Source organism: Candidatus Frankia alpina (assembly GCF_902806485.1).
In the GTDB taxonomy this organism is placed as follows: Bacteria; Actinomycetota; Actinomycetes; order Frankiales; family Frankiaceae; genus Frankia; species Frankia alpina.
In genome coordinates this window covers 1-22205 of record NZ_CADCWT010000062.1, presented here as the reverse complement: position 1 = coordinate 22205, position 22205 = coordinate 1, and the positions used below count along the sequence as shown (strand labels likewise).

The window sequence follows — 22205 nt, the reverse complement described above, 5'->3', positions numbered from 1 at the left end:
GGCCCTAGAGACCTAGGTATACCGCATCGTCCAAGAAGCTCTGACGAACGTGGTCCGGCATGCCAACGCCGTCGAGGCGCAGGTCACCGTGCACGACGGGTCACGGGAACTGATCGTGAGCATCGTCGACGACAGCCGTGTCTCACCGGGCGACGCAGCGCACCACCGCAGCGATGAGGCAACGGAGGATTGCCGCCGCGATCAGTCGCGATCCGACCCAGCCGGTGAGCCACGCGGTCCGACCTCGCGTCGGCCCGAGCCAGACAGGGGTTCAGGTTCCGGGCTGGGCCTGATCGGGATGCGCGAGCGAGCGGAGCTGTTCGCCGGCACGCTCACTGCGGGCCCGCGGGCAGCAGGTGGATTCGCGGTCGTGGTCCGTTTCCCCATCCCACCCGTCACCGTGCTCGCCCAGCAGTCTCCCGAGCTCCCCCTGGCCTCAGTTCGACCGAGCCCCGTCGGGCAGGGTCCAGGCCGATGATGCTGGCAGCCGATGGCTCCCCGACGGACAGTCAGGCCGGCTCCGGTGACCCCGGTGATGCCGAGAGCGGATCCCACCCGCCGTCGGCGACCGACGCTCCCGTCCGGGTTCTCATCGCCGACGACGAAGCACTGGTGCGAGCCGGCTTCCGGGTGCTGGTCGAGTCCGCTTCCGATCTTGCGGTGATCGCGAAGGCCGGGACCGGCGCCCAGGCGGTGCGGTTGGCCAGGCAGCTGCGCCCGGACGTCGTGCTCATGGACATCCGGATGCCGATCATGGATGGCTTGGAGGCGATGCGGATCATCGTCGCGGACCCGGGTACCGCCGCGACGCGCGTCCTCGTGGTGACGACCTTCGACCAGGACGAGCATGTCTTCGCGGCCCTGCACGGCGGCGCCAGCGGGTTCGTCCTCAAGGGCACCCGCCCGGAGGACCTCCTGGCCGCGATCAGGATCGTGGCCGCCGGCGACGCGCTGCTGACCCCGAGCATCACCCGGCGGCTTATCGCCGAGTTCGCCCAGCGGCCGCAGCCGCCCACAGCCCGGGACGAGGAACTGACCCGGTTGACGGAGCGGGAGCGAGAGGTACTCCTCCAGGTCGCAGCGGGATTGTCGAACTCCGAGATCGCCCGGCAGCTGTTCGTCGGCGTTACGACTGTCAAGACGCACGTCAGCCGACTGCTGACCAAGCTCGGAGCACGCGATCGAGCACAGCTCGTCGTCGCCGCATATGAATTCGGCGCCGTGCTCCCCGGCACCGGCTCGCTCCCGCCCGGATCGAGTAGCTCGTGATGGCGGTTCAGTCGAGGGCATGCCCCGTCGTCGCGTCGACGTGGTCGGGCAGCGAATCGTGGCGGTCCCCCACGGACAGTGTGCCGGTGGGTTCGACCAGAAGGATCGACGCGCCAGCCGGTGATGCGAGACGGTGCTCTATATCGCGCGGCACGACGAAGATCTCTCCCCGCTTCAGGATGACGACCCGTTCCCCTCCGCCGAGCCCGTCGCGCAGGGCGATGTACAGTGTGCCCGCGAGCACAAGAAAGAACTCGTCGGTGTCGGAGTGCGCGTGCCAGACATGCTCGCCAGCGACCTTGGCGATGCGTACGTCGTAGTCGTTCACCTGCGCGGCAACGCGCGGACTCCACAGTTCCTCGAAGCTGTCGAGTGCGGCGGCAAGATTGACCGGTTCCGCCCGTCGCGCGCGCGAAAGCTCGACAGGCACTACCTCCGCGACAGCGTGCACGGGGCCGGCGGACGCGGAGTCGGCGGGTACGAGACGACGGTCAGGCCCGGGGGGCTTGCTCTGGGGTCATGTGTGGATGCTCCCGCAGGGCAAAGAAACGTACGAGTGCTAGGAATCGCGCATGTCGCGTGGAGGCAGGCGGCGGGGGATCCGGCCGGCTACAGACGGACCGTGCCCGGTCAATACAGAAGTCGACAGCGACGAGACCCTGATTCCGGGGGCGGTGACTTGTAGTCTTTTCTCGCCTGCAACGACTGTTCAGCCATGGCCTTCCGCGCCCGCCGCGTGCGAGGAGGAGGTTCGAGGATGGTGGGCGATCCGTCCGTGATCGGCCACGTCGGCGCGCTCATCGTGGGCACGCGGGGCGACGCCGGGCCGGGCGAGGTGGTGGTCCGGGTCCGCGGCGGAACCGAAACGTTTCTCGCGCTGTCCGACACTCCGCTGCCCAAGGGCGCGTCCGTGCTGGTCATCGGGACGCGCGGGCCCCGGACCGTCGAGGTGGTGCCGTGGCTGGATCCCGCCGCCCTCTTCGGTGGCGACCTCTGACGAAAGGTTCGCGGCGTGTTTGGTTACCGAGTCCCCGCACCTGACCAGGCGATGCTCGTCTCAGGTGGGAAGAACCGCGGTGGGATGCCTTTCAAGGTGATCACCGGCCACGGCGGCTTCATTTTGCCGTTCTTCTGCAAGGTGCGCTTCCTGACGCTGGCGATGTGTGAGGCCGAGGTCGCGGATACATACGTCACCTACCAGGGCATCTCTCTCAACGTCCGGGCCGTGATCGCTTTCAAGGTCGGCAACGACAGCGAAAGCATCGTCAACGCCGGCCAGCGCTTCCTGTCGGACCAGGGCCAGATGGCGGTGCTGACGGGACGGATCTTCTCCGGCCACCTGCGTTCGATCATCGGCTCGATGACGGTCGAGGAGATCATCCGTGACCGCCAGAAGCTCGCCACCGAGGTGCTCGACGGGTCCAAAGCGGAGATGGCCCGGATCGGGTTGACCATCGACGCGTTACAGATCCAGTCCATCGACGACGGCAAACTCGGCTACATCGCGGCAATCGCGGCACCGCACAACGCCGCCATCCAGCGCCAGGCGCAGATCGCCCAGGCCGAGGCCAACCAGGCCGCCGCGGAGGCCGAGCAACGCTCGCAGCGGGCGCAGGCGGAATACGCCCGGCAGACGTCCATCGTCCAGGCCCAGTACCGGGCGGAGATCGACCGGGCCCAGGCCGAGGCCGCGCAGGCCGGGCCGCTGGCGAAGGCCCAGGCGGAGGTGGCGGTGACTGCGGCGCGGACCGAGCTGGCCGAAGGGGAGGCTCAGTTGCGCCAGCAGCAGCTCATCACCGAGGTCGTCAAGCCCGCCGAGGCGGAGGCCGAGCGGGTCCGCGTCCTCGCCCTCGCCGAGGCCGAGAAGATGAGGATTCAGGCGGAGGCGGCCGCATCGCACAACCGGGTCGCGCTCGACCGGATGCTCATCGACCAGCTCCCGGAGATCGTCCGGCAGGCGGCGTCGGGGCTGGCGGGCGCGAACGTGACGGTGCTCAACGGCGCGGAGGGCATCGGTGAGATCGCCACCGGTCTCGTCGGGCAGGGCGTGGCGATCTTCGAGGCGCTACGCGCAGGCGTCCGGCAGCCGGCGCACGCCCCCGATGGCCACGACAACGGCGCCGGCGCCGAACACCCCGGCATCGCGGCGCCCCGGCCAATTCAGGAGACGTAGACGTGCTTGCGGCCGGCCGCGACGGGACGCGCCTCCGTCCGGCCGCAGTATCCATACTCCACGCGGCGCCGCCACACCGTGAGTCGGCATTGATCTGCCTCGATCGTCCAGGTCCGCCGTTCGACCCGGTCCTCGACCTGAACAGGAATTCGGGTCCCTGCCTCGGCGGCCCGGCGGTGCGCCCAGGAGTGTGCCGCCTCCCACTCGCGGAAGGTGGCCACCAGTTCGCCATCGCCGTCGTAGACCTGGAATCGGCGAGTCGCCATTGTCACGCCTTTCAGCTGTATTGGATAATGAGACCCGTGGAGCAGTCCACGGCGCGCGGTCCGGCCCGCGGAATCGACCCGGCCCGCGACGGTGAATTGGCCGGCTCCGGGCGGGGATCGACGCCCACCCGCCCGGAGTCGGCGGCCGCCGGCTCCGGCCCGCGTGCCGGCATGCCGAGCAGAGGTGGGCCACCCGATCGCCGGCCACTCGATCGCCGGCCGACCGGCCGCGGGCCTCACGGTGGCGAGCCGCGCCCTGGTTGTGAAGGGCGGTGCGATCAGGACAGTCGGGGCTGTCGGGACCGTGGCGGCGGACCCCGTGGTGGTGACGTGTGGCAGCGCCGACGCCGCCCGGCCGGTCGAACCGGCATGGTCGCCGCATCGATGGCGCGGACCCTGCGCGATCACCATCAACTACTCCCCGTGATTCGCCACTGCACCAAGTTTTCACTCAGGGCATCAATCTCGCCACTCAAAGTTAACCAAGACCCGAAGCGTGCCCCCGGCGTCGACCGTCTGTAAGAGCTTCCGTAAGAGCTTCGCTACCCAGAGCTGTGCTCTGCGTATGAGGAGTGGCGATCCAGTGGCAGGATGCACCCATCACTCCGAGCAGACCGAAGGACGAACGATGGCCACAAGCGGCGGTCCGACTGTGCGGCGGCGACGGCTGGGCGCCGAGTTACGGCGCCTGCGAGAGGCGGCGGGGGTCTCGGTCGACGAGGTCTGCCAGCTGCTTCGCTGCTCGGTCTCGAAGGTCAGCCGGATGGAGAACGGGCGGGTACCGGTACGCACGCGCGACGTGTCCGACCTACTCAACCTGTACGATGTCACAGAGGGTGAACAGCGCGACGCACTGATGGCGTTGGCCCGGGAGTCCCGTCGGCACGGCTGGTGGCACTCCTACCACGACGTCGTACCAGCCTGGTTCGAGATTTACATCGGTCTGGAGGGCGATGCGGCGTCGATCCAGGTGTACGAGTCCCAGCTCGTCCACGGGCTGCTCCAGACCGAGGACTACGCCCGGCAGGTCATCCAGGCCGATGACCTGGAGGTCGGCGAGGGGAAGGTCGAGCGCAAGATCGCCCTGCGGATGGACCGGCAGCGGCGGCTCACCGCCCCCGACCATCCCCGGCTGTGGGTGATCCTGGACGAGGCAGTGCTGCGCCGGGAGATCGGTGGCCGAGCAGTCATGCGCGACCAGCTCGAATTCCTCGCCAAACGGTCCGAATTCCCGAATGTGACGATCCAGGTCCTCCCGTTCGCGGTGGGCGCACATGCCGGTCTGGGCAGCGCATTTTCGATACTTGGATTCCCCGATTCGGAAGACCATGAAGTGGTCTATATAGAAGAGGCGGCCGGCAGCCTTTACATCGAGCGTGCTGCCGAAGTCCGACAATATAAGTTGAAGATGAATCACCTTCTGGCCGCCGCCCTGCGGCCGGAGGAATCCGTACAGATGATACTATCCGTCGCAAAGGATTTAAGATGACCAGATTTGCGAAGCCCGATCTGGGCGGAACCTCCGAGCTGGTGTGGCGCAAGAGCAGCTACAGCAACGGAGCGGGTGGCATGTGCGTGGAGGTCGCTCCCTTGAGCGAGGGCATCGCGGTGCGTGACTCGAAGAACCCGCGCGGCCCCATGCTCGCTTTCTCGGCAGCCGAGTGGGACGCCTTCCTGGCCGGCGCGCGGGACGGCGAGTTCGACCGGACCAGGGTCCATCTGGCCTGACCCACACCCGGCCTGGCGAACCGGCCTGCCTCGAGCCTGCCGGCCGCGCCCGGCATCGCCCTGGTCCGACCCGGACGCCTCCACCGGATGCGCCCGGACCGGACCAGGGCCGGGAAGGGGCGCCGATCACGGCGCCGGAACGAGCCGATCAACGTCGGCGTTCCCGTCCCGACCGGGCCGAGGTTCCCGTTCGGACGGTGCCGTGACAGCCGCACCACATGCCGGTTGGCTCTTGCGCAACGCTCCCCGGTCGCGCACTCTTGTAGATGTTCAGCCGGTCCTCGTTGTTCAAGTGTTCGTCCCGTTGTGGTCGTGGCATTTCCGGGGCACGATGTCCGCGCCGCCCGTCGCGCAGGGTGGGCCGGCGGACCGGACGCTCCCGGCGCCGTGGCGGCATGGGACGACGCTCGGCCACCTTCGCCCGCTGGACGGGCCACGCGGGCTACACATACCCGCCCAACGCGGAGGAGGGCAGTCGTTGTGATCATTTCTGACTGTACGGCTACCCGCATGCGACGCCGCGACGCCACGGTCGGGGTGGCCGTGTCGTCGCAGGCGCCCGGCCCCGAGATCCACCATGCCGCGCGTACGGCCTCGAACCTCGTAGCCGCGTCGTGTCTCCTGCCGGCTGCGGGCCGGCATCAAACGGGATCGGTGGCCGGCGGGGCCGCCATCCCGTCGCCGTCCTAGCGGCGGACGGCACATCCGCCCGCGTGCCGGGCACTCCCTCGAACCTGATCACGGTCGGTCCGCATCTGGATCCGCCGGGCGTCGACGTCCCCGACACCACCGGCGGTTTGCGGGCGTCGCGGACCCAGATCGATACGCACTCCCACCATCCTGTTCCCCTGCCACTGGGAGGTGATTGCCGTGGCCACCGCCACGACCAACCTGCTCAACACCCCGATGAAAGATCAGCGCGTCGAACGTGTTCGACGAGCGGCCCTGTCGGCGTATGTGGACGGGAAGATCTCCTTCGCGCAGGCGAACCTCCGGGTCCGCAAGGCCCTCGAACGCTTCGGAGTGTGATGGGCCGGCCCGTCCGCCACCGGCGCGCTCCGCCGACCAGGCCGCCCCTGGACCTCCCGGCCCGGCCGCCGGGCTCGCCGCCGCAGCTGACCGCATCCCCCGGCGTCGGCATCCTCCAGCGTCGGCATCCCCCGGCGTCGGCGCGTGTCAGGCGAGGCGCAGGCGGCGGTCGGCCACGCCGACGGTGAGCTGTTGCCCCCAGGACAGCTCGATCGCATCCGCCTCGATGCCGTCGCCGAACACGACCATCCGATCCGCCTCCACCAGGATCTCCAGTCGCGCCGGCCCGGTGAGGCTGCCCTCGGTACAAGCGGTGCCCGTGGCCGGCGACGGCCACGCCTCGCGGACGAACCAGGCCAGCGCGCCGACGGTCGGCGCCGGCAGCGAAAGCTCGCTGCGCCGCTGCGCCCAGACCGACCGGCACCAGCCCGTCGCGCCGGTGCCGGTGCCGACCAGCAGCCCGGACGACGCCTGCCGCTCGCTTACCGGGGCGCCCCCGTCGGTGGGCACCCGTAGCCGGTACCGGGCGGTCTGATGTCCGGGATCGCCGACGTAGACCTCGTTGAGAGCGACGATGCGCTGGCCGTCGTCGGCGAGGGCCTCAACCATGGTCAGCTCCTGTAGCAGGCGGCCGAGCCCCCGCGCGGCGTCCGCCGGCGATCCATCGACGGTGCGCAGCAGGGCGGCGGCCTCGCCCGGGGCGTGCCGGACCAGGACACCCGGCGTGCGGGCGGGTTGGGCGTTGATCCCCAGGACGAGCTGCCCGTCGAGGTACTTCGCGACGTTCGCGACGAGCCCGTCCTGCCCGACGCAGACGACCACGTCGTCCGGGGCGAACAGGAACCGGTCGAGATCGGTCCGCTCCACCTCGCCGCGGCGCCAGTGCGGCGGGATCGCCGCGGCGGCCGCCCAGCGAGCCGCCTCGGCGGCGTCGTGGGCGGCCTGCACCTCGGCAAGCTCCCGCCCGCGGGAAGCCAGGAAGAACGCGGCCTGGCCGCGGGTGCCGTGCCGGTCGAGCAGCTCGGCGTACTCGGTGCGCCGGTGCACGAGCACCGCGCGCGGGGCGAGGCTCACCGGGGAGTGCCGGCGCGGACGAACCGGGCGACCGTCTCGGTGACCACGTCGGGGGTGATGGTGAGCGCCCCGATCGCGGGCAGATGGTCGGCGAGGTCGCGCACGGCGAGCGCGACCATCGCGGAGGTGTCCAGGCCGGTGACCGCGGCGACCCGGGCCGCCTCGGCCTCGGCTTCGGCCTGCCCGACCAGGCGCACGGCCTCGGCCCGCGCCGCCGCCTCCACCCGGACCCGCTCGGCCTGCGAGCGGGCGGCCGTCTCGGCCCGCTCCGCCTCCGCTGCGGCGGCGATGCGGGCCGCCGCCTGCTCGGTCATCCGGCGCTGCTCGTTGGCGCCCTCCTGGGTCACGAGCCGCTCCGCACGCACAGCCAGTTCAATCTTGCTCTGCAGCTCGTTCTCGGCGATGCGCCGCTCCTGCTCGACCGCGAGCGCGCGGCGGCCGTAGGTGGCCCGGTCGGCTTCGGTCTGAATCTGTTCGCGGGTGGGCGTGCGCAGCGTCTTCTCCACGTCCGGCGCCGGGCGGACGGCGACCACCCGGACCCCGACCACACTCACCCCCGTCTGGACCAGACGGGGGTCCCCGCGCAGGCCGTCGGTCACCCGCTCCCGGATGACCGGCACCCCCTCGGTGAGGGCGGTGGTGAGCGACGTGCGGGCGAGCAGGTCCGAGGCGTACTCCTGGGCGGACTCGTTGATCATCCCGGCGAGCTGATCGAGGGGCTTCTCCCGCCAGGTGCCGAGCTCGGGGTCGATGCCGAAGTCGAGGCGGGTGGCGGCCAGCACCGGGTCGGCGATCCGGTAGGTGACGGTGGCCTGCACCGCGACGTCCTGGAAGTCGGCGGTCCGCGCATGGAAGAGCACCGCCAGCTCCCGGTCGTCGACCGGCACCTCGCTGATCACCGCCGTGCGCGGCCGGTACCAGAAGACCAGCCCGACGCCCTCGTGGGCGACGGCCGCGCCGCGCTGGTGGCGGATGTACGCGGTGGGGGTGCCCCGCAGGTGGCATAAGAACGGGACCTTGCTGATGTCCGCCATGAGAACGCCCTCTCTTTATCGTCGAACCGACGATAAACGGGGACGGAGGTTTTCGTCAACCTGACGAGTATGGTTCCCCCATGCCGTCTCCGCCTGAGCCGTCTCCCGACACGACCGCCCACCCCGACGGCGGCGCAGCGCTGCCGCCGGACCTCGTGGCGGTCGCGCTCAGCGTCGATCTGGTCCTGCTGACGGTCCGCGAGGAGCGGCTTCAGGTGCTGCTGGTGCGCCGCGGCATCGAGCCCTTCCTCGACCGCCCGGCCCTGCCGGGCGGCTTCGTCCGGCCGGGGGAGGATCTCGCCGAGGCGGCCGTGCGCGAGCTCGCGGAGGAGCCCGGGCTGCGTCACCCGCCGGCGCACCTCGAGCAGCTGGCGACCTACGGCACGCCGCAACGCGATCCCCGCGGGCGGGTCGTCACCGTGGCCTTCCTCGCGCTCGCGCCGCAGTCGCGCACGCCGATCGCCGGCACGGACGCCGCCGCGAGCCACTGGGCCCCGGTCGCGACCGCCGACGACGGGCCCGGCCTGGCCTTCGACCACGCGACCATCCTCGCGGACGGGCTCGAGCGCGCCCGGTCCAAGATTGAATACAGCGCGGCGGCGACGGCGTTCTGCGAGCCCGAGTTCACGGTGGCGGAGCTACGCCGCATCTACGAGCTGGTCTGGAGCGCGCGGCTGGACCCCCGCAACTTCCACCGCAAGGTGACCGGGACGGCGGGCTTCCTCGTCCCGACCGGGCGTTTCACGACCCGGGACGGGGGGCGGCCGGCGGAGCTGTACCGACGGGGCGACGCCTCGGTGCTGTATCCCGCGATGCTTCGCCCCGTCCCGCGGCTACCCTGAGCGAGCCGGGTGGCCGCGGCCGGAAAGCGGCCGGATGGCTGCGGACGGAAGGCGGCCGGGCGCCCGGGCGATCGGGGGGTGAACCCGGGCGGCCGGCCACCTCGACTATCTCACCGAAAGCACATGCGGCGTCACTATAAGTTTTGAATCATGCCGTCAGGGTTAACGACCGTGCCGGTCCGCGTCCTTGGTGACGATTCGTCGCCCGGCCCGAGCGCGCACCCGGATCAGCCGAGTTCCCGCAGCGCGGCGCTCTGACCGCCATCTGCCCGGCCCGGCGGACTCCACGGGTCGTCGCCGTGGTGCGGCAGCCGCCCGAGGGCGGAGTCCAGCCGCTCAGAGTCCGGCCGCTCGGCGGGGCGCGCCGCGGCCTCCAGTTCGTCCACGGAACGATTTGCCGCCATCCGGTCGCGCCCGAGGGCGGCGATGCCGGCGGCCACCATCACCATCGCGACGACGAACGCCACCCGCTGGGCACCGTCCGGGGCCGGCTCGCCGAACAGCGTCAACCCCAGGGTCACCGGTAGGAAGGCGGACACGCCGCTCGTCACCGGGAAGGCGATCACCGCGGCCCGCCCCTGCAGACCGCGCTGCTGAAGGCCGAGCGCCAGCACGGAGAACAGCACGAGGACGTACGGCGTCGGCGTGGTGAGCAGGTCGGCGAGCGCGGACTGGCCCTCCCGACGGTCGTTGACCGCCAGGCCGATCTGCCGGGTCGCGAGGGTGGCGATGGCGTAGCAGACGCCGGCGGCCGCGCCGAACCCGAACGCCGCCCCGGCGATCATGTGCCGGGCGGCGGCGACGTTCGCGAAGAACGCACACACCAGCGCGAAGATCAGGCCGAGGACGAGGAAGGCAAGCAGAACGTCCGTGCTGGCCGCGGCGCCGACCTCGGCGCGCCGGGCGAAGGCGTAGGCGAGCAGGCCGACCCCGGCGACCATCGAGCCGACGCCCAGCCAGCCCGTCAGGCTGATCCGCTCACCGAGCACCCGCTGGGCCAGTAATGTAAATACGATCATATCGAGTGCCATCACCGGGGCGACCATCGCCACCGGCGCGACCGACAGGGCGTAGACCTCCAGCAGGAACGAGGCCGCCTCGACCGCGAGTCCGAGCAGCCACAGCGGGCGCAGCACCAACCGGGCCAGCAGGCCCAGGCCCAGGCCGGAGCTCTCCTCCTCCCGCCGGGCGGCCCGCGCCTGCAACAGTGGGGCAACCCCGTACAGGGCGGCCGACACCATCGCGGTGGGAAGGCCGAGTGCCAGCGCCTTACTCATGCCCGCGCCATCCCGATCACCAGTGGGCACCGAAGCCGATCTGCGCGAGGGCGGAGCCGAACGCCTGCTCCCACGCCTGCGGCCCGATCGCCACCCGGTCCGAGGGGGGCTTGACCCGGTCGAGGCAGGTGAGCGCGGAGCGGGTCAGCGACACCGGATCGGTGTTGGTGACCTCGGCGCGCCCGCGTTCGAGCTCCTTCTGCAGGTTGTCCCGGCCATGCCCCGGCACGACGTCGATGAGCAGCAGATCCCGGCCGATCACCCGCGCCTCGCTGCACGTGTCCCCGGAGGAGGTGACGACCAGGTCGCTGGCGGCCATCAGCGCCGGGATGCGGTCGGTGAAGCCGAACGGGATGACCTTGTGCTGCCGCTCGGACAGGGCGGTCAGCCGCGCCGCCAGCGGCTTGTTCCGCCCGGCCACCGCGAGCACGTAGATTCCCGCCGCTGCCATCGCCGCGGCGCCCTCGACCAGTGGCCCGAGCCCCCAGGAGCCGGACATCAGCAGCACGCACGGGGCGTCGGCCGGGATGCCGAGCGCCACGCGCGCCTCCTCCTGGCTCGGCGGGTCGTAGAACGGTTCGCGCACCGGGGTCGGCACGACCGAGATCATCGCGCCCGATGCGAACCGCCGCACGTAGCGGGCGGCGGTCTGCGAGGTGACCAGGTAAAGATCGGTGTTGTCGTGCACCCACAGCCGGTGCACGCAGCAGTCGGTGGAGAACACCGCGGTGACCAGGCCGGGGAATTCCGGCTTGACCCTGCTGGTCGCCGCAGCGCCGGTAGCGAAGATGGAGATGACGAGATCGGTCGGGTGTTCGGTGAGCTCCTCGCGCAGCGCTGGGACGACATAGCGACTCGACGCCCGCTCGATCGCCAGGGCCAGCCGGCCGCCGGTGCGCATCTGGGAGAAGTGCACGGCGTCGTAGAGGCCCGGCACTGCGATCATCCCGCGGAAGACTTTCTCCCCGCGGGAGCCGTTGCGCCCGCCGAGCATGCGCAGACTGTCGGCGGTCCGAGCGGTGAACCCGCGCCGGGCCAGCGATGCCCCGCACGCCTCGGCCATGACGTCGTGTCCCATGCCCAGCGAGCCGGACAGCAGCAGCGCCGATCCGCGACGGGTCGACGCCTGCTCCGCCGCGGCCCCGGTGAGATCCGCCGTGTCGGCGGCGGCGAACCCGTCGACGCCGTCGGGCGACCTGCCCGACCGCGGCCGCGGCTGAGCAAGCCCACCACCGGCCCCGGCGAGCAGGGCCGTGGCCGCGGCCTCCCGCACCGCGAGGCCGTCGATCACCGGTCCGCCGCGCACGGACGCCTTGTCGTCACCGTGGCGCCCGGCAGCCGACACCACCCCGGCCGGCCGGCCCTCCGCGGAGGGCCGGGTCGGGAGGGCGGCGGTCGCCGCCGGATCGCCGTTTTCGGATGGTCCGCTCACCGTGATACCGCCGATCTGCGCCATGGTCACTCCGAGGACGCTGCGGAGACGTCTAGGTCGTCGACGGGCTGGATGGCCTGTGCCGGGGGCCGCCGGTTTGCCAGGTACCACTCGATGTACTGCCGTACCCCGTCCGTGAACGGGGTGGTCGGCTGCCAGCCCAGCAGGTCAAGCGCCCGCTGCGCCGACACCTCCCAGCCCCGGAAGTCACCCGGCCGGGCCGGCACGTGCTCGATCGCCGTGCCGGGGAAGTGGCGGCACACCGCCTGCGCCATCTCCAGCACACTGACCGCCTCGGCGCCCTCCAAGGCGATGGTGGCGTTCTCCGCCTCGGGCCGCAGCGCCTGCACGTGGGCGTCGGCGAGGTCGCGGACGAACACATAGTTGCGGAACTGCTGCCCGTCGCCGGCGACGGTGAGTGACTCCCCGCCGAGCGCCTTGCGGACGAACCGGGCCAGCACCAGCTCGTCGCGCATGCCGGGGCCGTAGGTGATGCCGTAGCGCAGGATCGTGAAGGGCAGCCCGTAGGTCTGCTGGTAGCTGTGCAGCAGCAGCTCGGCGGCGAGCTTCGTCGAGGTGTAGACGTGGCCGGCGCGCCCGAGCGTGATCTCGGCGTCCTCGGTGAGCGGCGCCGGATCCGCCTGCTCCCCGACCGCGCCGTAGACCCACACGGTGCTGGCGAACAGCACGCGGGCGACCCCGGCCTGCCGGGCCGCCTCGCAGACGTTGCCGGTGCCCTCGACGTTGAGGCGCACCGTGCGCGCCGGATCGGCATAGGCGAAGTCGACGTTGGACATCCCCGCGACGTGGAAAACCGCCTCGACCCCGGCCAGCGCCGCGGTCAACCCCGGCAGGTCGAGCACGTCGATCTGCCGGCTGGTGGCCCGCGGGTCGCTCGACCGGGAGTCGACGTCGAGGGAGAGGACGTCGTGGCCGGCGTCGAGGAGCCGGTCCACGACATGGCTGCCGATGAACCCCGAGCCACCGGTAACGGCAATCTTCATGCTCACGCACACCCGTCCAGGTCGAGACTCGCCAGCGCGGCGGCGAAGGAGGTGACCACGTGGTCGGCCTCCGCATCGGTCATGTCGGAATGGATCGGCAGGCACACGTGCCGAGCGCACAGGTCCTCCGCGACCGGCAGCGAGCGGCCCACGTAGTCGCTGAAGACGGGCTGCTGGTGCAGCGGCGCCTCGTAGACCTCACCGCTGAGCGAGACTCCGTGGCGTTCCTTGAGCTCCTTCTTCAGCCGCGCCCGGTCGACGCCGGGCCGGGGCAGGACGATGTACTTGTAGTAGTTGCAGACGTCGTCCGCGGGCACCCGCAGGCGGACGACGCCGTCGAGGGCGTCGAGCGCGGCGTCGTAGCGGGCGGCCACGGCGGCGCGGACCGCCAGGAACTCGTCGAGGTGGCGCAGGTGCACCTTGCCGGTGACGGCGTGCATCTCGCTGAGGCGCCAGGCATAGCCCTGCTTGATGTGGGTGTTACCGAGGAATCCCGCCTTGCCCTGGTCGCGGTAGACCAGCGCGGCCTCGTGGATCGTGGGGTCGGCGGTGACGATCATCCCGCCCTCGCCGCTGGTGATCAGCTTGGTGGGGTAGAACGAGAATGCACCGGCCACCCCGAAGGAGCCGGCATACGTCTCGCCATGTCGGCAGCCGTGCGCGTGCGCCGCGTCCTCGACGAGCAGGAGGCCGCGGCCGGCGCAGAACGCCACGAGTTCAGCGATGTCCGGCGGGATCAGGCCGCCGACGTGCACCAGGATGACGGCCCGGGTGCTGGGGGTCAGAACCGCCTCGACGTCGCGGGCGGTCAGCGTGAGGGTGTCCGGACTCACATCCGCGAAGACCGGGTTCGCCCCAGCCCGGAGTACCGCGAAGGCGGTCGCGGCGAAGGTGTTGGTGGGAACGACGACATCCGCACCCTGAACGCCCAGGCTTCGGAGAATGATCTCCAGTGCGGCCGTTCCGCTGCTCACGGCCACCGCGAACGGGGCCCGGTGGGCGGCGGCGAATGCCGCCTCGAATTCATCGGTATGAGCACCCAAGGTCATCGCGCCGGTGGAAAGGATCTCGGTCGTGGCCGACGCGATCTCCGCGCGATCCTCCGGTGAGAAGATGATGCGCGCCGCGGGGACATGCACCTGTTCACCCCTGTCTTCCGAGTTATCCGTGTGAGCGGGCACTGCTCCGGATGCCCCGCATCGCGGTGGCGCACCGATACGCGGACCCCGATCGCCCGGCACTGCGGCCCTGCCGCGATGTCAGGCCCGCGGGCATCCGCGAGACGGCGTCGCCGCGTTGCGGAACATCCCTGGCGGCCGCGACCCTCGCGACCCCACGGCCCCGGATTACGCCGGCCTCCCACCGACGCGACCGTGCCCCCTCCAACTCGTCCGGTTGTAACGCCCAGCTTTGTCAGTACATGCCCAAAGCCAGGCTATCGACCCCGGTCGACGGCGCAGCTACGGCCCACACAGGTTATCTACGAAACATCTCACATCTACCAGAACGTAGCCGAACCTGTCGGCAAAGCGACGCCAACTGTCGGACCGTTCATCTGTATCGCCGAAGACGCTCGCCCTGGAGCGGACGGTGATTGAACGTGGGCGCCCCCTTCCCTCCCCACCGACGGGCCGGACGCCGCCGGGTGCACGGAGCATCCTCGCGCCTCCGATACCCGCCGTGGCATTCAGTCACCCTCCCGTCACCCTCTCGCGGCGGAGCGGGCCCGTCCGGACAGGGCCGATCGAGCAGACCGGCGGGGCGGCGGGGTGACGCCATGCGCCGGGGAGCAACCCAGTCGGGTGTGCCCACCTGGAGGGGCTGATCGGCGGGGCGGGCAGCGCCCCGCCGCCCCGCGGGAGATCGGGCCGGCGCGGCCCGCGGACGCGGACGACGACGTCGGCGCGTGGAGTTCAGCGGCTCGGATTCACCCTGTGGGGGTGAGCGGTGGCACGGCGGTGAGCGGTGGCACGGCACCGACCAAGGTCGGGATAGTGGTGCGACGGCTTCGGCCCGCGCACGCTCCGCATCCACTCAGACACGAGAAGTCCCGGCGAAGCCGCCTCACCTGACGTACAGGGGGAACGCAGGTGGAGAACTTCACCGGGACTAGTCAAAGTGTACGACCCCCATCTGTCCGGCGCGACAGGACCAAAGTCACTAACACATGACTCTTGCCATATGGCACCACAACGTGCTGGACAGTGGACCATTGGCTATCGAACCGCACGCTGAAAGCTCATCTCGCCACGGTCCGTGTCATACAACAGCCAGTGGGACAGCTTGCCTCGGGCGCACCCGATATTAACCACCAAGGTGGAGGCACCGGGCAGGCCCGCACCAGGCCGACGGGCGACCGGTGACGGGCCGTGCACCAGTACCGGCCGGCCTGGCTCGACGACGAGCGCCCGGACGGTCGCAGTCGACCCCGCGAGCTGCGTCGCCGGGGCGTCCGCCGCATCGCTGTCTGACGCGACACTCGACCAGACGATCTCGAACACCGCCTCCTGGTGGGTGTGCCCCACCACCACGACCGGCACCCGGGGGACGTCGGCGGCGACCGGCACCAGCAGGTCTCGCCCGTCCGCGGGGCTCTGCCCCGCCACCCCGACCAGTTCGATCGCGCCACCGGCGGACTCGACCGGGTCGCCGACGGGCTCGGCACGACCGGTCGTCCAACGAATCTGGTGGCCGTGCAGGCCCAGGACGCCGTGCAGGCGATCCCGCTCCGGCGCGTCGAGCAGCACGGCGAGGTCAGGGGGCACCTGCTCGGGCCGCAGCAGCTCGCGGATGCGCAGCTCCTGGTTACCCAGCACCCGACGGATGCCGGCGAGTCGCGACCACAGCACCGGGTCGGGGTCGACCACCCGATCCAACGGCCAGAACCGCGAGGGATCGTGCAGCCGACGCGGGACCTTCGCCTCCAGGTAGTCGCCGAGGCAGACGATCTCGTCGGCCCCCGCCGCCGCGGCGGCGGCCAGAATGCGCCGCAGGGCCTTCGGCCGGCCGTGGAGATCGGCAAGCACGGCATATCGCACCCCATCAGCATCCCCGGTCCGCCGCCGCGTCGCCGAGCGCCCGCCGATCCCCGCGCCGTGCCACCGTCGAGCTGCGGCCGAACCGCCCGGCGAACAATCACCGAACCGTCGCTGGAACCGGCTGGCGTGGACCGGCAGTCGCAAGACGCCCAACGTCGGGCAATAGGTGCAAAGAAAGAGCGCAATTTTAACGGCTGGCAATGCCGTCTGGTCCGCCATAGCCACACTGGGACCAGAAGCTCTGGGCTTTCCTGCGGATCGCGGTGTTCGTCGCACGCAGGAATCAGCGAGGTGCTTGACTGCAACCCGTGCAGCGAGGGGATCTCCGCGGAACGTGCCGACGGCGGCTAACGTCCCGCCTTTTATCGTCGACGGCGACCGACGGTGCTTTGACGAGTCCAGCGACAGGCGATCCACGTGGTCACGCCCCCGGCCCGATCGAGGAGCTTTGATGGAGCTGACGGAGAACGACCGGCAAAGCCTCAGCGAGGTTCCCCGCCCGGCGCTTCCGCCGGGTAGCAAGCTGTACGGCTCAACCAAGATCTTCCCGGACTACCAGGCCCGCGACGGCGAGTGCCACCTAACCCTCATCCACGGGATCGCGCATGAGTCGTCGGTCAGCTTCGCCGCGATACTGCAGGCCACCCGCGCTCTACGCAAGGGCTTCGAGTCCGTACTCTATTTCTACGGACCCGGCGCGATGAACACGATGGCGACCCGAGGATTTCCGCACACCGGCGATTCCGCGTTTCCGGGTGAGCACAACATCAATCATCAGATCGAGACCTTCATCAGGGAGGGCGGGAAGGTCTACGTCTGCCGGTTCGGGCTGTCGCTGCACGGTCTGCGCGAGGAGGACCTCATCGAAGGGGTGATACCCGCGCATCCGCTGGATATCCAGGACTGCGTCATCGAGTACACCCGCCGGGGTGCGATCATTAATTCCACGTTCATGTTCTGACCGGCCGGATCCACCCCGGCGGCCCGGCCCGGACGGGTCGACCGGTGTCCCCGGCTGGACCCACGACCTCGGCCGCACCTGGACCGGCGCGGCCGATCACCGCCGGTCCACGAGCCGTCAGGGAGGATCACACCCGCGTCACGACCCCGTCGCAGCGCGCCAGGTGATACATCGCCAATCCGACAACCTGCCCCGGAAGGGCCGGAACTCCGGGCGAGCAGTGTTGTATTCAGGGTGGGACACGTCGCAGGCCGTCCGGCCGGCGGCCGAAGCCACCCGCCCACGAACCGAACGGCAGAGATCTGGGATGGAAGACGAAGCACCGGCCTGGTTCGAGGCCGCCATCGACAGCCGACCGCAGCGGAACGCCACCGAGGTCGCCGGCGCCACCATCAGCTACCGCTGCTGGGGTGCGGCCGGACGGCCGGCGATCGTCCTGGTCCACGGCGGCGCCGCGCACGCGGGGTGGTGGGACCACATCGCCCCCCTGATCCCCAGCGAGTACCGAGTGGTCGCCCTGGACCTGTCCGGGCACGGCGACAGCGACCGGCGCGAGGACTACACGCTGAGCACGTGGGCGGCGGAGGTCATCGCCGTCATCGATCATGCCGGGATCACCTCGCCGCCGATCATCATCGGCCACAGCATGGGTGGCTGGGTCACGATCATGACCGCCGCCGAATACCCGGACCGGGTCGCCGGCATCGTCGTCGTCGACTCCCCCGTCCAGGAGTTCACCCCGGAGGAGCGGGCCGCCCGCGACCGGACCGCCTTCGGGCCGCTGCGGGTCTACCCGACCGCGACCGACGCCCTCGCCCGCTTCCGCACGGTTCCGGACCAGCCGAGCTCGCTACCGTTCATCATCGATCACATCGCCCGGGGGTCGATCGGCTCGGTGCAGGGCGGCTGGACCTGGAAGTTCGACCCGAAGGTGTTCGGCAACCGCACGCCCTCCCCGGAGGTGCTACGCAAGGTGCACTGCCGGGTCGCGCTGTTCCGGGCCGAGTACGGCCTGCTGACGCCGGACATCGGGGTGCAGATGTACAACCTGCTCGGCCGGGTGGCGCCGGTGATCGAGATCCCGCTCGCCGGTCACCACGTGATGCTCGACCGGCCGCTGCTGCTGGTCACGGGCATCCGCGCCATCCTGGCCGACTGGGAGCACTCCTCCCCTCAGGAACGCACCGACTGACCGACTCCGCCGGGGCTGATGTCCCGGCAGGAGGGTTGACCAGGGTCGGACGGGGACATCTGCCGCCATGTCACGACGGCAGCGGAGATAGAGCCATGAACCCGTCCACCTTCCTGGGGCACCGCCACGACGGCCGCCATCGCGGTGCTTACCGTCTACGGCCTGGTCGCCAGCCCCCAGACGGTGAACGACCAGATCGCCGACCTGTCCGACTCGCTGTCACCGGGGACCACCGACGACCACCCGGCGGGCGCGGCCGAACGGATCACGATGGGTATTCGTTCTTGGCGCCGCAAGCGGCGTGGTTAAGCAGCCCAAGGTGGGGAATTCCGCAGACCACACGTTGTTTTACGGGTGCCGCCACGCGGACGTCCCGCCAGGAGAACCCGCGAGGAGATCCCATGACGAGCACATACCGTCAGCAGCCGGACGTGACTGCCAATCCGTACCCGGAAGACGATACCGCCTACCTTGGCGGTGCCGGCGTCAGCGCGCCGGACGCGTCCGCTCAGGGGCAGCGCACCCCGGCCGCGTCAGCCGCGACGGCCCCGCCCTCGACGGGTCTGCCCTCGACCGCGCGTCACGACGGCGACGGGCACTCCGCGGACCGCGGTTCGACCGGGCACCTCGTCTCCGAGGTCGTCACGGACATCTCCACGCTGTTCCGCCAGGAGGTCGCCCTCGCGAAGGCGGAGGTCCGCGAGGAGGCGAAGAAGGCCGGCAAGGGGGCCGGCATGTTCGCGGGCGCCGGCGGCGCCGGGTACTTCGCGCTGCTGTTCGCCCTGCTGGCCGTCATGTTCGGGCTGGGTGAGGTGATGGCGCTTGGCTGGGCGGCCCTCATCGTCACCGTCGTCCTCGGCGCCGTCACGGCCGTGCTGGCGCTGAAGGGTCGTTCGACCGTCCGTAAGGTCCACCCGGCCCCGACGCAGACCGTGGAGACGCTGCGCGAGGACGTCCAGTGGGCGCAGAGCCTGCGCAAATAGGTGGCGCGGACCTCGACAGCGCAGGACCTCGACAGCGCAGGACCTCAACAGCGGCGCAGACCGCAACAGAAAAGGGCAGGTGGGCCAGTGACCAGCACGAGTCCGGATGAGATCCGATCCGACATCGAAGCGACCCGCGCGCGGCTCGGCGACGATCTCGACGAGCTCTCCGACCGCGTCAGCCCGCAGAAGGTCGCCGGGCGCACGGCGCAGGACCTTCGTCGCAGGGTGAGCTCAGCGACCGAATCGGTGCGGCCGAAGGTGGCCGCGACGACGGGTACCGCCACCGAGAAGGCTCGCCAGACCGCGGACCAGGCCAAGGCGACGGTGCGCCGCCAGCTCGACGCTCACCCGCAGGTCACGGCGACGGCGCAGCGGGCCCGGGAGACCGCCGGCAGCGCCGCCGGTTCCGCCAGCCAGACGGTCCACCGCCAGCTCGACGCCCACCCCCAGGTCGCGGCGAAGGTGAGCCAGGTGCGCGACACGGCGGGCGGGGCGGTCAACGCCGGCCGGCAGAAGGCCGCCGCGAACCCCAGAACCAGCGGGTCGGCGGCGGCCGTCGCGGCGCTGCTCGCGCTGCTGCTGATCGTGCTGCGCCGCCGGCGCCAGGGCGGAGGCGAACTCGACTGACGCCGGTCGCCGGGAATCCGGCCACCAGGACGCCCGGGCACGTGCGGGACTGACCCCACATACCCGGGCGTTGTCGCGCGGCCCGGTGACTCAGGGCGGTGCGCCGCGGTCGGTGCGGTCGAGACGGTCGGTGCGGCTGGTGGGTTCGGCGGGGTTCTGCGGCGGCGCCGGGTCCGGCACGCGGTATCGGATGCGCAGGTCGCGGACCAGGCTGTCCCGGTCGATGCGGATCTGTTCCTGGCCGACGTCGGCGTCGGCGAGATCGGCCGCGACTCGCAGTGAGGTGCCGATATCGTCTCGGCGCCGCACATACAGGCCGTAACGGCCGGCGGCGTCCTCGGCGAGGGTCTCGGCGAGCTCGCCGCGGCGACGCGCGGTCTGGGCGATCTGTTGGGCGTCGACCTCGTCCGCGGTCTCTCCCCGCCACTGGAGGAGCCGCTCCCGGCGCCGCAGCTCCGTCTGCTCCAGCGTCCGCTTGAACATCAGCGGGCCGAGGTCGATGCCGAGCAGCAGCAGGGTCAGCACCACCCGCCACAACAGCACGGATCGGTCGGCGACCGTCAGCCGCCAGAAGGCCTTCTCTCGGATCAGCAGGTTGTCGGCGGCGTCGACGGTGGCGGCCTGCTGATCGCGGAAGTGCGTGCGGCGGGTCTCACGGGACTGGTCGAAGGCATCCAGCCGGGCCTGGGCGGCGTCGCGCTGGCGGGCCGCGGTGGTGACCGCCGCGGTCGCGGCGCCGAGCTCGCCCAGCTTGATCCGGTACACCGGTCCCTCGCCGCTCAGACAGCCGTCGCCCCCGGTGAGCTGGCAGTTCACCTCGGCGGTCTTGCCGGTGACGAGGCCGTGGGCGCCGTCCAACGCGCGCTGGCGGGCGGCGAGGTCGTCGCGCAGGGCGCGCTGCTCGCCGAGTTGGTTGGCGTCCCAACCACGCAGCACCCGGCCGAGATCCTCCTGCCGGATCTGGGTCACCCGCGGCGCGATCGACGGCGCGAAGATTCTCAGCAGCAGCGTCTCCCCGACGAGCAGCGCGGCGCAGACGGCGATGAAGATCCACATGGCGGTGACCGGCCCGGCCCGGCCCACCCGTACCGTCCGGTCCGGTCCGTGACGGTACGGCCGCGTGGACAGCAGCACCGAGCGGTCGAGGAAAAAGATCACCGTTGCGTAGAACAGGCCGAACGGGAGCGCGCCGAGGGTCGAGCGGTGCAGACCCATCCCGGCGACCGTAGCCCCCGCGTAGGTGGCGAGTCCGGCGGTCAGCAGCATCAGTGCACCGGCGGTGACGAAGCGCGGCCGGTCCTGCGGACCCACCGCGCGGCTGTCCGCACCGGCGCAGAAGACCAGCAGATCGCCGAAGGCCCGCGGATACCCTGGCCACACGCGAGAAATCGGCCTACCCCCTCGTCGGCGCCCGGTTGGCTGCGGCCCGCCTCGGGCCCGCCACCAGCATTCCCGGCAATGTAACTCTGCGTAACGGAGCTGGCCATCCCGGCCGGCGCTCGGGCGGCCCTGGTGCGGCTCGCCGGCCGGCGTGCGAGTCTGATCGGTGCGGACGCCCGGCAGCGTGGGAGGAACAGCGGTGGCACAGATCAAGGTCGTGGTCCAGCGGGCTGTGCCCGGCACTCCCGAGCAGGTCGTCGCGAAGCTGGCTGACTACCAGGGCGCCCGGGCCCGGTCCTGGCCGCAGAACGTCTCGGAGTACCGGGTGCTGGCGGGGGCGGCACCGGCGCTGGCAGTCGGATCGCCTACCGGCTGCAGGCCACCCGCAAGCGGGTCCGCCAGGTCGACGCGACAGTGTCCGCACCGGATCCGACCACCCTGGTCGAGGCGGACCAGAACTCCTCGCTGCAGACCCGGTGGCAGGTGGCGCCCGGTGCCGGCGAGCAACAGAGCACTGTCACGGCGACTACCACCTGGGACGGCGCCGGCGGGGTCGGCGGCTTCTTCGAGCGCACCTTCGCCCCGATCGGCATTCGCCGGCTGAACACCGCGGTCCTGGACAAGGTCACAGACCAGCCGGGCTGACCCGCGCCACGGCGGCCTCTCGGCGGCGAGCCGGCCAGCATGGTTACCAGACCCGGGCCAGGACGTTGCTGACGTAGTCGTTCATCCGGTCAAGTTTGGGTTTGTCGGCCGGATCGGCGGCGGACAATTCACCCTGGGCCCACTGCGCGGCCCAGGTCGGGACGTTGCGCGCGGCAATGACGTACAGCCAGTAAGCCATTCCCGGCAACGATTTGTGACGTTGGGTAATTGTTACGGGGTGTGAGTGT

24 protein-coding genes and 1 pseudogene are annotated in these 22205 nt (G+C 70.9%); 14 read left to right on the top strand and 11 right to left on the bottom strand.

Annotated elements, in window-relative coordinates:
• The first annotated feature begins 25 nt into the window (after positions 1-25).
• Both G6R25_RS09580 and G6R25_RS09575 read left to right on the top strand, forming a co-directional pair.
• On the top strand, positions 26-478 hold the full coding sequence (locus tag G6R25_RS09580) for an ATP-binding protein (RefSeq protein WP_268904114.1): 453 nt from the start codon (positions 26-28) through the stop codon (positions 476-478).
• Complete coding sequence (locus tag G6R25_RS09575) at positions 475-1269, top strand: response regulator (RefSeq protein WP_235947915.1); 795 nt, start codon at positions 475-477, stop codon at positions 1267-1269. The genes G6R25_RS09580 and G6R25_RS09575 overlap by 4 nt, the downstream gene beginning before the upstream one ends.
• Before the next feature lie 7 nt (positions 1270-1276).
• On the opposite strand, the gene G6R25_RS09570 is transcribed toward G6R25_RS09575, so the two are convergent.
• On the bottom strand, positions 1277-1699 hold the full coding sequence (locus tag G6R25_RS09570; RefSeq protein WP_163552692.1) for a cupin domain-containing protein: 423 nt from the start codon (positions 1697-1699) through the stop codon (positions 1277-1279).
• A gap of 327 nt (positions 1700-2026) precedes the next feature.
• On the opposite strand from G6R25_RS09570, the gene G6R25_RS09565 reads away from it, so the two are divergent.
• Both G6R25_RS09565 and G6R25_RS09560 read left to right on the top strand, forming a co-directional pair.
• Positions 2027-2266 carry a hypothetical protein gene (locus tag G6R25_RS09565; protein WP_163552691.1) on the top strand — a complete coding sequence of 80 codons (240 nt, stop codon included), beginning with the start codon at positions 2027-2029 and terminating at the stop codon, positions 2264-2266.
• 15 nt (positions 2267-2281) lie between these two features.
• A complete protein-coding gene (locus tag G6R25_RS09560) occupies positions 2282-3442 on the top strand; it encodes an SPFH domain-containing protein (RefSeq protein WP_163552690.1) in 1161 nt (386 codons plus the stop codon).
• On the opposite strand, the gene G6R25_RS09555 is transcribed toward G6R25_RS09560, so the two are convergent.
• Complete coding sequence (locus G6R25_RS09555; RefSeq protein WP_136446938.1) at positions 3430-3708, bottom strand: hypothetical protein; 279 nt, start codon at positions 3706-3708, stop codon at positions 3430-3432. The genes G6R25_RS09560 and G6R25_RS09555 overlap by 13 nt on opposite strands.
• 628 nt (positions 3709-4336) lie before the next feature.
• Here G6R25_RS09555 and G6R25_RS09550 point away from each other — a divergent pair.
• From G6R25_RS09550 to G6R25_RS25110, 3 genes are all read left to right on the top strand, one after another.
• The gene (locus G6R25_RS09550; RefSeq protein ID WP_163552689.1) at positions 4337-5197 is read left to right on the top strand and encodes a helix-turn-helix domain-containing protein; all 861 of its coding nucleotides are present in this window, start codon (positions 4337-4339) and stop codon (positions 5195-5197) included.
• Positions 5194-5436 carry a DUF397 domain-containing protein gene (locus tag G6R25_RS09545; RefSeq protein ID WP_136446940.1) on the top strand — a complete coding sequence of 81 codons (243 nt, stop codon included), beginning with the start codon at positions 5194-5196 and terminating at the stop codon, positions 5434-5436. The genes G6R25_RS09550 and G6R25_RS09545 overlap by 4 nt, the downstream gene beginning before the upstream one ends.
• A gap of 870 nt (positions 5437-6306) precedes the next feature.
• Positions 6307-6465: a hypothetical protein gene (locus G6R25_RS25110; RefSeq protein ID WP_205446998.1), complete on the top strand. Its 159-nt coding sequence runs from the start codon at positions 6307-6309 to the stop codon at positions 6463-6465.
• A gap of 147 nt (positions 6466-6612) precedes the next feature.
• Here the strand turns inward: G6R25_RS25110 and G6R25_RS09540 are convergent, their stop codons facing one another.
• Positions 6613-7539 carry a hypothetical protein gene (locus G6R25_RS09540; protein ID WP_163552688.1) on the bottom strand — a complete coding sequence of 309 codons (927 nt, stop codon included), beginning with the start codon at positions 7537-7539 and terminating at the stop codon, positions 6613-6615.
• Positions 7536-8573, bottom strand: a complete 1038-nt coding sequence (locus G6R25_RS09535; RefSeq protein ID WP_163552687.1) for an SPFH domain-containing protein — start codon at positions 8571-8573, stop codon at positions 7536-7538. Before G6R25_RS09535 ends, G6R25_RS09540 begins: the two co-directional genes overlap by 4 nt.
• 80 nt (positions 8574-8653) lie before the next feature.
• On the opposite strand from G6R25_RS09535, the gene G6R25_RS09530 reads away from it, so the two are divergent.
• Entirely contained in the window at positions 8654-9415 is a 762-nt protein-coding gene (locus tag G6R25_RS09530) for an NUDIX hydrolase (RefSeq protein ID WP_163552686.1), read from the top strand.
• A 227-nt stretch (positions 9416-9642) separates the two neighbouring features.
• Here G6R25_RS09530 and G6R25_RS09525 read toward each other — a convergent pair whose 3' ends face one another.
• From G6R25_RS09525 to G6R25_RS09505, 5 genes are all read right to left on the bottom strand, one after another.
• Positions 9643-10692, bottom strand: coding sequence for a DMT family transporter (locus G6R25_RS09525; protein WP_163552685.1), 1050 nt, complete (start codon positions 10690-10692; stop codon positions 9643-9645).
• A 16-nt stretch (positions 10693-10708) separates the two neighbouring features.
• Entirely contained in the window at positions 10709-12148 is a 1440-nt protein-coding gene (locus tag G6R25_RS09520; protein WP_163552684.1) for an MGDG synthase family glycosyltransferase, read from the bottom strand.
• A 2-nt stretch (positions 12149-12150) separates the two neighbouring features.
• Positions 12151-13128 carry an NAD-dependent epimerase/dehydratase family protein gene (locus G6R25_RS09515; RefSeq protein WP_163552683.1) on the bottom strand — a complete coding sequence of 326 codons (978 nt, stop codon included), beginning with the start codon at positions 13126-13128 and terminating at the stop codon, positions 12151-12153.
• 2 nt (positions 13129-13130) lie between these two features.
• Positions 13131-14267, bottom strand: coding sequence for a DegT/DnrJ/EryC1/StrS family aminotransferase (locus G6R25_RS09510; RefSeq protein WP_163552682.1), 1137 nt, complete (start codon positions 14265-14267; stop codon positions 13131-13133).
• Positions 14268-15344: 1077 nt separating this feature from the next.
• A complete protein-coding gene (locus G6R25_RS09505; RefSeq protein ID WP_336501027.1) occupies positions 15345-16154 on the bottom strand; it encodes a metallophosphoesterase in 810 nt (269 codons plus the stop codon).
• 463 nt (positions 16155-16617) lie between these two features.
• Between G6R25_RS09505 and G6R25_RS09500 the strand changes: the two genes are divergently transcribed.
• The 5 genes from G6R25_RS09500 (at position 16618) to G6R25_RS09480 (ending at position 19932) form a co-directional block, all read left to right on the top strand.
• Positions 16618-17127, top strand: a complete 510-nt coding sequence (locus G6R25_RS09500; RefSeq protein WP_163552680.1) for an MSMEG_0572/Sll0783 family nitrogen starvation response protein — start codon at positions 16618-16620, stop codon at positions 17125-17127.
• Positions 17128-17434: 307 nt separating this feature from the next.
• Positions 17435-18319 carry an alpha/beta fold hydrolase gene (locus G6R25_RS09495; RefSeq protein WP_163552679.1) on the top strand — a complete coding sequence of 295 codons (885 nt, stop codon included), beginning with the start codon at positions 17435-17437 and terminating at the stop codon, positions 18317-18319.
• Between the two features lie 144 nt (positions 18320-18463).
• Positions 18464-18628, top strand: a complete 165-nt coding sequence (locus G6R25_RS09490; RefSeq protein WP_163552678.1) for a hypothetical protein — start codon at positions 18464-18466, stop codon at positions 18626-18628.
• Between the two features lie 92 nt (positions 18629-18720).
• Complete coding sequence (locus tag G6R25_RS09485) at positions 18721-19302, top strand: phage holin family protein (RefSeq protein WP_163552677.1); 582 nt, start codon at positions 18721-18723, stop codon at positions 19300-19302.
• 87 nt (positions 19303-19389) lie between these two features.
• A complete protein-coding gene (locus G6R25_RS09480) occupies positions 19390-19932 on the top strand; it encodes a DUF3618 domain-containing protein (protein ID WP_163552676.1) in 543 nt (180 codons plus the stop codon).
• 90 nt (positions 19933-20022) lie between these two features.
• Here the strand turns inward: G6R25_RS09480 and G6R25_RS09475 are convergent, their stop codons facing one another.
• Positions 20023-21312, bottom strand: coding sequence for a DUF4407 domain-containing protein (locus G6R25_RS09475; RefSeq protein WP_235947913.1), 1290 nt, complete (start codon positions 21310-21312; stop codon positions 20023-20025).
• A gap of 297 nt (positions 21313-21609) precedes the next feature.
• On the opposite strand from G6R25_RS09475, the gene G6R25_RS09470 reads away from it, so the two are divergent.
• A complete protein-coding gene (locus G6R25_RS09470) occupies positions 21610-21957 on the top strand; it encodes an SRPBCC family protein (protein WP_473246886.1) in 348 nt (115 codons plus the stop codon).
• Positions 21958-22000: 43 nt separating this feature from the next.
• On the opposite strand, the pseudogene G6R25_RS09465 reads toward G6R25_RS09470, so the two are convergent.
• Positions 22001-22205 (bottom strand): annotated as a pseudogene (locus G6R25_RS09465) (hypothetical protein); the annotation flags it as partial.

What these genes read in the sequence shown, in the direction of transcription:
- G6R25_RS09575 (WP_235947915.1), top strand. Translation starts at nt 475, where the DNA reads ATGATGCTGGCAGCCGATGGCTCCCCGACGGACAGTCAGGCCGGCTCC.
- G6R25_RS09565 (WP_163552691.1), top strand. Translation starts at nt 2,027, where the DNA reads ATGGTGGGCGATCCGTCCGTGATCGGCCACGTCGGCGCGCTCATCGTG.
- G6R25_RS09555 (WP_136446938.1), bottom strand. Translation starts at nt 3,708, where the DNA reads ATGGCGACTCGCCGATTCCAGGTCTACGACGGCGATGGCGAACTGGTG.
- G6R25_RS09550 (WP_163552689.1), top strand. Translation starts at nt 4,337, where the DNA reads ATGGCCACAAGCGGCGGTCCGACTGTGCGGCGGCGACGGCTGGGCGCC.
- G6R25_RS09545 (WP_136446940.1), top strand. Translation starts at nt 5,194, where the DNA reads ATGACCAGATTTGCGAAGCCCGATCTGGGCGGAACCTCCGAGCTGGTG.
- G6R25_RS09535 (WP_163552687.1), bottom strand. Translation starts at nt 8,573, where the DNA reads ATGGCGGACATCAGCAAGGTCCCGTTCTTATGCCACCTGCGGGGCACC.
- G6R25_RS09530 (WP_163552686.1), top strand. Translation starts at nt 8,654, where the DNA reads ATGCCGTCTCCGCCTGAGCCGTCTCCCGACACGACCGCCCACCCCGAC.
- G6R25_RS09525 (WP_163552685.1), bottom strand. Translation starts at nt 10,692, where the DNA reads ATGAGTAAGGCGCTGGCACTCGGCCTTCCCACCGCGATGGTGTCGGCC.
- G6R25_RS09520 (WP_163552684.1), bottom strand. Translation starts at nt 12,148, where the DNA reads ATGGCGCAGATCGGCGGTATCACGGTGAGCGGACCATCCGAAAACGGC.
- G6R25_RS09515 (WP_163552683.1), bottom strand. Translation starts at nt 13,128, where the DNA reads ATGAAGATTGCCGTTACCGGTGGCTCGGGGTTCATCGGCAGCCATGTC.
- G6R25_RS09500 (WP_163552680.1), top strand. Translation starts at nt 16,618, where the DNA reads ATGGAGCTGACGGAGAACGACCGGCAAAGCCTCAGCGAGGTTCCCCGC.
- G6R25_RS09495 (WP_163552679.1), top strand. Translation starts at nt 17,435, where the DNA reads ATGGAAGACGAAGCACCGGCCTGGTTCGAGGCCGCCATCGACAGCCGA.
- G6R25_RS09485 (WP_163552677.1), top strand. Translation starts at nt 18,721, where the DNA reads ATGACGAGCACATACCGTCAGCAGCCGGACGTGACTGCCAATCCGTAC.